5 protein-coding genes are annotated in these 5,408 nt (G+C 64.7%); 2 read left to right on the top strand and 3 right to left on the bottom strand.

Annotation, left to right across the window (positions count from 1 at the left end; genetic code table 11):
- Positions 1 to 1,484: phosphate acyltransferase (locus EN781_RS24750; protein WP_281034393.1), on the bottom strand; the 1,484-nt coding region annotated here is incomplete at its 3' end.
- Positions 1,485 to 1,732: 248 nt separating this feature from the next.
- Positions 1,733 to 2,512 carry an SDR family oxidoreductase gene (locus tag EN781_RS24745; protein WP_126054794.1) on the bottom strand — a complete coding sequence of 260 codons (780 nt, stop codon included), beginning with the start codon at positions 2,510 to 2,512 and terminating at the stop codon, positions 1,733 to 1,735.
- Positions 2,513 to 2,632: 120 nt separating this feature from the next.
- Here EN781_RS24745 and EN781_RS24740 point away from each other — a divergent pair, with 120 nt between their 5' ends.
- Positions 2,633 to 3,454 carry a UDP-2,3-diacylglucosamine diphosphatase gene (locus tag EN781_RS24740; RefSeq protein ID WP_126054793.1) on the top strand — a complete coding sequence of 274 codons (822 nt, stop codon included), beginning with the start codon at positions 2,633 to 2,635 and terminating at the stop codon, positions 3,452 to 3,454.
- Between the two features lie 127 nt (positions 3,455 to 3,581).
- Positions 3,582 to 4,796 carry an MFS transporter gene (locus EN781_RS24735; protein ID WP_127400409.1) on the top strand — a complete coding sequence of 405 codons (1,215 nt, stop codon included), beginning with the start codon at positions 3,582 to 3,584 and terminating at the stop codon, positions 4,794 to 4,796.
- On the opposite strand, the gene EN781_RS24730 is transcribed toward EN781_RS24735, so the two are convergent.
- Positions 4,767 to 5,408 (bottom strand): enolase C-terminal domain-like protein (locus EN781_RS24730; protein WP_281034392.1); only part of this gene is annotated, 642 nt, incomplete at its 5' end. The two genes, EN781_RS24735 and EN781_RS24730, sit on opposite strands and share 30 nt — an antisense overlap.

Below are 5,408 nucleotides of genomic sequence, written 5' to 3'. Positions count from 1 at the left end.
CCGTAGCGCTTCAGCCTGACTTCGATGACATGCGGACGGCCGATCAGGATCGGCTCGGCGATGCCTTCCTCCAGCACCACCTGGGCAGCGCGCAGCACGCGTTCGTCCTCGCCGTCGGCATAAATGACGCGCTTGGCGCTGGATGCCTTGGCGGTCGAGAACACCGGCTTCATCACCAGTCCGGAGCGGAAGACGAAGCGGTTCAGCTTGTCGATATAGGCGGCGAAGTCGGCGATCGGCCTGGTCGCCACGCCCGTGTCGCAGGCGGCCTTGGCGACGGCCGGCGCGATGCGCAGGATGAGGCGCGGGTCGAAGGGCGAGGGGATCAGGAAGTCGGGCCCGAAGATCGGCGTCTCGCCCGAATAGGCGCGCGCGGCGACATCCGACGGCTCTTCGCGGGCAAGGGCGGCGATCGCCCTGACCGCCGCCATCTTCATTTCCTCGTTGATGGCGCTGGCGCCGCAGTCGAGCGCGCCGCGGAAGATGTAAGGAAAGCACAGCACATTATTGACTTGATTGGGAAAATCGGAGCGGCCTGTGCAGATCATCGCATCCGGACGCGCCGCGCGCGCTGCCTCCGGCATGATCTCCGGATTGGGGTTGGCCAGCGCCAGGATGAGCGGCTTCGGCGCCATGTGCTGCAGCAATTCAGGCTTGAGCACGCCGGCGGCGGAAAGGCCGAGGAAGACATCGGCGCCCGGAATGACATCGGCCAGCGTGCGCGCCTCCGTGTCCTTCACATAGGGGTCCTTCCAGCGGTCCATCTCCTCGAGGCGTCCCTTGTAGGCGACGCCGAAACGGTCGGTGACCCAGATGTTCTCGACCTTGGCGCCAAGCGAGACCAGGAGGTTGAGGCAGGCGAGCGCGGCGGCGCCGGCGCCCGAGGTGACGATCTTGATGTCGGCAATTGTCTTGCCGGCGAATTCCAGCCCGTTGAGCACCGCGGCAGCGACGATGATCGCCGTGCCGTGCTGGTCGTCATGGAACACCGGGATGCCCATGCGGGCCTTCAGCCGCTCCTCGACCTCGAAACATTCCGGCGCCTTGATGTCCTCGAGATTGATGCCGCCGAAGGTCGGCTCCAGCGCCGCGACCGTCTCGACCATGCGCTCGATTTCCGGCGCGTCGATCTCGATGTCGAAGACGTCGATGCCGGCGAACTTCTTGAACAGCACCGCCTTGCCTTCCATCACCGGCTTCGAGGCGAGCGGCCCGATATTGCCAAGGCCGAGCACCGCCGAGCCGTTGGAGACGACGCCGACAAGGTTGGCGCGCGCCGTATAGTCGGCGGCGGTCGCCGGGTCGTCGCGGATCTCGAGGCAAGGGGCGGCGACCCCCGGCGAATAGGCGAGTGCCAGGTCGCGCTGGTTGCCGAGCGGCTTGGTCGCCTGGATCTCCAGCTTTCCGGGAATGGGATGCTTGTGGAAGTAGAGAGCGGCCTCGTCGAGGTCCGACCGGGCCGGTTTCTTGTTCTCGCTGTCCATGCCGGCCTCCTTGCGCTTCTGCTTCGCAGCCTTTTAGAGCAGTTCCAGGAAAAGTGTGAAACGGTTTTCCGTCGGGAATTGCATCAAAACAGGGGCGACGATCAAAAGCTCCAGCATGCGGCCCGCACTGTTCGCGACGCCAAATGACGCCATCGGCGTTCACATCGGCGAAGCGCAAATAGCCGAGTTATTTCAGCCCCTTGTGTCGGGACTCTGCGATATGGCGGGCGGCTGGCGTTGCCGGCAGGTCAGAACGCGCTGACGTAAAGGCCGCCATCGACTGGAATGTTCTGCCCTGTGAGATAGCCGGCATGGACCGAGCACAGGAAGGCGCAGATCTGGCCGAATTCCTCGGGCGTGCCGAGACGCTTGGCCGGCACGTCGGCGCTGATGCGGGCTTTTCGCGCCGCCGCTGCCGCCGGCTCCTCGGCCGTGCCGGCTTCATGCGGGCCGCGCAGCCGGTCGGTGTCGAGCTTGCCCGGCAGCAGGCTGTTGATGGTGACGTTGCGGTCGACCACCGTGCGCGCTACGCCGGCAAGGAACGAGGTCAGGCCGGCGCGCGCGCCCGACGAGAGGTCTAGCCCGGGGATGGGCACATAAACCGACAGCGAGGTGATGTTGACGATGCGGCCGAAGCCGCGCTTGGCCATGCCGTCGATCACCGCCTGGATCAGCTCGATCGGCGTCACCATGTTCTGGGTGACGCCTTCGAGGATCTTGTCACGGTCGAGCGTGCGGAAATCGCGCAGCGGCGGGCCGCCATTGTTGTTGACCAGGATGTCCGGATCGGGACAGGCCGCAAGCAGCGCCTTCTGCACCTCTGGCTTCGACACGTCGCCGGCGATCTCGATCACCTTGACCCCGAATTTTTCACGGATCTCGGCGGCGGTCCTTGCCAAGAGCTCCGCATTGCGGCCGTTGACGACGAGGTCGACGCCCGCCTCGGCCAGCGCAATGGCGCAACCGCGCCCTAGCCCCTTGCTGGACGCGCAGACAATGGCCTTCTTTCCGCGAATGCCGAGATCCATGACGGTCTTCTCCTTTTGTCGAGCGCGGCAAGCTAGCCCTTCGGCTGGACCAATCGCAACCGTCATACGGTTGTTGCATGAATCGTGGCACAGGCTCTGCGAAAGCAACGGTGACAAGCTATGTCCGGCCCAGAGCCCCGCACTTTCCGCTCGATGTTCATCTCCGACATCCACCTGGGGTCGAAGGCGGCCAAGGCCGACTTCCTGATCGATTTCCTCAGGCACCACGACGCCGATATCATCTATCTGGTCGGCGACATCGTCGACGGCTGGCGACTCAGGCGAAGCTGGCACTGGCCGCAGAGTCACAACGATGTCGTGCAGAAACTGCTGCGCAAGGCGCGCAAGGGCGCCAGCATCACCTACATTGCCGGCAACCACGACGAGTTCGCCCGCCAGTTCCAGGGCGTGCATTTCGGCGGCATCGTCGTCGCCGACCGTGCCATCCACGAGACCGCCGACGGCCGCCGCCTGCTGGTCATCCATGGCGACCAGTTCGACACGGTGGTGCACAATCAGCGCTGGCTCGCCTATCTCGGCGATTACGCCTATGACGCGGCGATGATGGTCAATAGGGTCGTTACAAAGCTGCGTCATCTGCTCGGCTTGCCTTACTGGTCGTTCTCGTCCTGGGCCAAGGTCAAGGTCAAGAAAGCGGTGAACTTCATTGGCTCGTTCCAGACGGTGCTGAGCGAGGAAGCGCGGCGCTCGCATGTCGACGGCGTCATCTGCGGCCACATCCACCACGCCGCGATCGAGAGCTATGGCGACGTGCAGTACATCAACACCGGCGATTGGGTGGAAAGCTGCACGGCGGTTGTCGAGCATTTCGACGGGCGCATGGAAATCCTGACCTGGGCGCATGTCCTGCCCGAGGCTCCGGCCGGCAAGGATGTGCTGGTTCCCGTCAACATCAAGGGCAGGGCCGTGCAGGCGGCGTGACGCCAAGCCCCTGCGGCCGCAAGCTCGCGCTAATCGATTAGTCCAGCCGGTTTCGCACGGTTTTTCTCCATGTTAAGGGATCGACATACGTCGCGAGCGGTCGACCGTGGCGTGATTGGATCGATTCATGTCCCTGCCGCCGCTCTCGCCTGAACAACTCGTCAAGCCACGCCATTTCGAGCTGCGCATGAGCCTGATCTTCGCCACGCTCTTCGTGTCGCTCGGTACGCATCTGCCCTACTTCCCGCTCTGGCTGCAGGCCAAGGGTTTCCATGCCGGGCAGATCGCGGTGATCCTCGCCGCGCCCATGTTCCTGCGTGTGGTGACGACGCCGCTGCTGACTGCGCTTGCCGATCGGGCGAGGGACCGCGCCCATGTCTATATCGCGCTGGTCGCGGTTTCGATGGTGCTTTCCGCCGGCTACTTCCTGCCGCCCAGCTACGCCGTCGTGCTTGCCGTCTCGCTGGCGCTGACCATCGTCTGGACGCCGCATTCGCCGATCGCCGATTCGCTGGCGCTATCGGGCGTGCGCCGTTTCGGCTCCAACTACACTAGCATGCGCAAATGGGGCTCGATCTCCTATCTTTGCGCCAATGTCGTCGGCGGCTTCATCCTGGCGCGCACCGGCGCCGAGGCGGTGCCGGCGATCATCTTCGTTGCCCTGGGCGCGGCACTCGCCGCAGGATTGCTGGCGCCGAGGCTCGGCCGTCCGCGCCGCGCCTCGCCGCTGTCGGCGACCGACATCCAGCATTCGGCGCCGAAGCTTCTCAATGCCTATTTCCTCTATTTCACCCTCGGCGTCGGCATCATCACCGCCAGCCATGCCTTTCTCTACGGCTTCGTCTCGATCTACTGGAAGTCGATCGGCATCAGCGACACCGTCGTTGGCCTGCTGTGGGCCTGGGGCGTGGTCGCCGAGGTGTGCATGTTTGTGATGTTTACGCGCATCCTCGGGTCCGTTCCCGTCGTCAGGGTGATGCTGATCGCTGGCATCGGCTCAATCGTGCGCTGGATCGCCTTTCCGCTGATCTGGCCGCTCGGCCTTGGCGTCGCCGGCTTCTTCGGCGTCCAGACGCTGCACGCGGTGTCTGTGGCGATGGTGCTGATCGGCTTGCAGAAGATGATCGGCGAGACCGTCTCGGAGGAACGCACGGGTGCTGCGCAAGGCATCGCCTATTTCTTCAACGGCTTCTTCATGGCCGTGGTGACGTTGGCGTCGGGCCCGCTCTACGACCGCTTCGGTGTCGACGGCTTTCTGGCCATGATCCCCATTGCGCTCATCGGCCTGGCGCTGATTGCGCTCGCGGCGCGCTCAACCCCACAGCGTGCTGTCGGGGGGTAGTACAAACGATCCCTCGTAGACGAGGCGTGGCTCCCGGTCCCTCGCGAGCAGCAGCGGACCGTCGAGATCGACGAAATCGGCGCCCTGCGCCAGAAGCACGGCCGGTGCCATCGCCAGCGACGTGCCCACCATGCAACCGACCATAATGTGGAAGCCGAGCGCGCGGGCGCGCTCGCGCAGCACCACCGCCTCGGTGAGCCCACCGGATTTGTCGAGCTTGATGTTGACGGCATCATAAAGTCCAACAAGGGCTTCCAGGTCCTTCGCCTCGTGCACGCTTTCGTCGGCGCAGATCGGCACCGGATGCGCAATTTGGCGCAGGATCGTGTCGCGGCCGGCCGGCAGAGGTTGCTCGATGAGGGCGATGCCGTGTTCGGCGGCGAAGGCGAGGTTGTCGACGATGTTGTCGTCCGTCCAACCCTCATTGGCGTCGAGGATGATGCGGCTGGCAGGCGCCGCTTCGGTAACCGCACGGATGCGGGCCTGGTCATTGTCGCCGCCGATCTTGACTTTGAGCAGTGGCCGGTCCGCATTGGCGCGAGCCTGCGCTGCCATCGCCTCCGGCTCGCCCAGCGAGAGCGTGTAGGCCGTCTCGAGCCCCCCCGCCTGGGC

Origin of the sequence: Mesorhizobium sp. M4A.F.Ca.ET.090.04.2.1 (assembly GCF_003999085.1) — a bacterium.
Taxonomy (GTDB): Bacteria; Pseudomonadota; Alphaproteobacteria; order Rhizobiales; family Rhizobiaceae; genus Mesorhizobium.
This window is presented reverse-complemented; position numbering and strand designations above follow the sequence as displayed.

Coding starts and splice junctions, on each gene's coding strand:
- EN781_RS24745 (WP_126054794.1), bottom strand. CDS start 2,512: ATGGATCTCGGCATTCGCGGAAAGAAGGCCATTGTCTGCGCGTCCAGC.
- EN781_RS24740 (WP_126054793.1), top strand. CDS start 2,633: ATGTCCGGCCCAGAGCCCCGCACTTTCCGCTCGATGTTCATCTCCGAC.
- EN781_RS24735 (WP_127400409.1), top strand. CDS start 3,582: ATGTCCCTGCCGCCGCTCTCGCCTGAACAACTCGTCAAGCCACGCCAT.